Raw genomic sequence first — 1,927 nt, 5'->3', positions numbered from 1 at the left:
CGGATTTGCGTTTGCTTTCGGCGTCTGATCTTCGTCAGGTGGCGGATGAGCTGCGGCTGGAGGTGATTTCGGCGGTGGGCCAGACGGGTGGTCATCTGGGGTCTGGCCTTGGGGTTGTGGAGCTGACGACGGCGCTTCATTACGTGTTCGATACGCCGCGGGATCGCCTGATCTGGGATGTCGGGCATCAATGTTATCCGCACAAGATCCTGACGGGTCGGCGCGCGCGGATCCGCACGCTGAGGCAGGGCGGGGGTCTTTCGGGTTTCACGAAGCGCAGCGAGAGCGAGTATGATCCGTTCGGCGCGGCGCATTCGTCGACGTCGATTTCGGCGGCGCTGGGGTTTGCGATCGCGAACAGGCTGTCGGGAGCGCCGGGCAAGGCGATCGCGGTGATCGGCGACGGGGCGATGTCGGCGGGCATGGCCTATGAGGCGATGAACAACGCGGAGAGCGCGGGCAACCGGCTGGTGGTGATCCTGAACGACAACGACATGTCGATCGCGCCGCCGGTGGGGGGGCTGTCGGCGTATCTGTCGCGGATCGTGTCGAGCCGCGAGTTCCTGTCGCTGCGCGAGGTGATGAAGCGGATCGCGCGGCGGCTGCCGCGCCCGTTCCACAATGCCGCGCGCAAGACCGACGAGTTCGCGCGCGGGATGACGATGGGCGGCACGTTGTTCGAGGAGCTGGGCTTTTACTATGTCGGGCCGATCGACGGGCACAATCTGGATCATCTGATCCCGGTGCTGGAGAATGTCCGCGATGCCGAGGAGGGGCCGATCCTCGTCCATGTGGTGACGAAGAAGGGCAAGGGCTATGCCCCGGCGGAGGCGGCGGCGGACAAATATCACGGGGTGCAGAAGTTCGACGTGATAACGGGCGCGCAGGCGAAGGCGCCGCCGGGCCCGCCGGCCTATCAGAACGTGTTCGGCGATGCGCTGGCGGACGCGGCGGATCGCGATCCGCGGGTGTGCGTGATCACGGCGGCGATGCCGTCGGGCACCGGGGTGGACCGGTTCGCGAAGCGGCACCCGGCGCGCGCGTTCGACGTGGGGATCGCCGAGCAGCATGGCGTGACGTTCGCGGCGGGGCTTGCGGCGCAGGGGATGCGGCCGTTCTGCGCGATTTATTCGACGTTCCTGCAGCGCGCCTATGACCAGGTGGTGCATGACGTGGCGATCCAGAACCTGCCGGTGCGCTTCGCGATCGACCGGGCGGGGCTGGTCGGCGCGGACGGGGCGACGCACGCGGGCAGCTTCGACGTGACCTATCTGGCCTCGCTGCCGAACTTCGTGGTGATGGCGGCGGCGGACGAGGCGGAACTGGTGCATATGGTCCACACCTGTGTGGAGCATGATGCAGGGCCGATCGCGGTGCGCTATCCGCGCGGCAACGGCACGGGCGCGGCGTTGCCGGCGGTGCCGGAGCGGCTGGCGATCGGCAAGGGCCGGGTGGTGCGCGAGGGCAAGACGGTGGCGATCCTGTCGCTGGGCACGCGGCTGGCGGAGGCGCTGAAGGCGGCCGATGCGCTGGAGGCGAAGGGCCTGTCGACGACGGTGGCGGACCTGCGGTTCGCCAAGCCGCTGGACGAGGAACTGATCCGGCGGCTGCTGACCACGCACGAGGTGGCGGTGACGATCGAGGAAGGCGCGATCGGCGGGCTGGGCGCACATGTGCTGACGTTCGCCTCCGACGCCGGGCTGATCGACGCCGGGCTCAGGCTGCGCACCATGCGCCTGCCCGACATCTTCCAGGATCACGACAAACCCGAAGCGCAATATGCCCAGGCCGGCCTCGACGCCGACCATATCGTCAAGACCGTCCTCACCGCACTCCGATGGAACGAGGCCGACACCGTCGGCGCCACAGCGTGACCGGCTGGTCAAAGGTCATCCTCGCCACCGCACTGATGACCATCGCACTGGCC

The 1,927-nt window shown here is 68.0% G+C and carries 1 protein-coding gene; it reads left to right on the top strand.

Going from position 1 to position 1,927, the window contains the following annotated elements; translation table 11 throughout:
- The first annotated feature begins 5 nt into the window (after positions 1-5).
- On the top strand, positions 6-1,874 hold the full coding sequence (gene dxs / locus FFS35_RS19805; RefSeq protein ID WP_249341753.1) for a 1-deoxy-D-xylulose-5-phosphate synthase: 1,869 nt from the start codon (positions 6-8) through the stop codon (positions 1,872-1,874).
- Positions 1,875-1,927: the final 53 nt, after the last annotated feature.

This window comes from Sphingomonas sp. 3P27F8 (genome assembly GCF_005502745.1).
Lineage (GTDB): Bacteria > Pseudomonadota > Alphaproteobacteria > Sphingomonadales > Sphingomonadaceae > Sphingomonas.
This window is presented reverse-complemented; position numbering and strand designations above follow the sequence as displayed.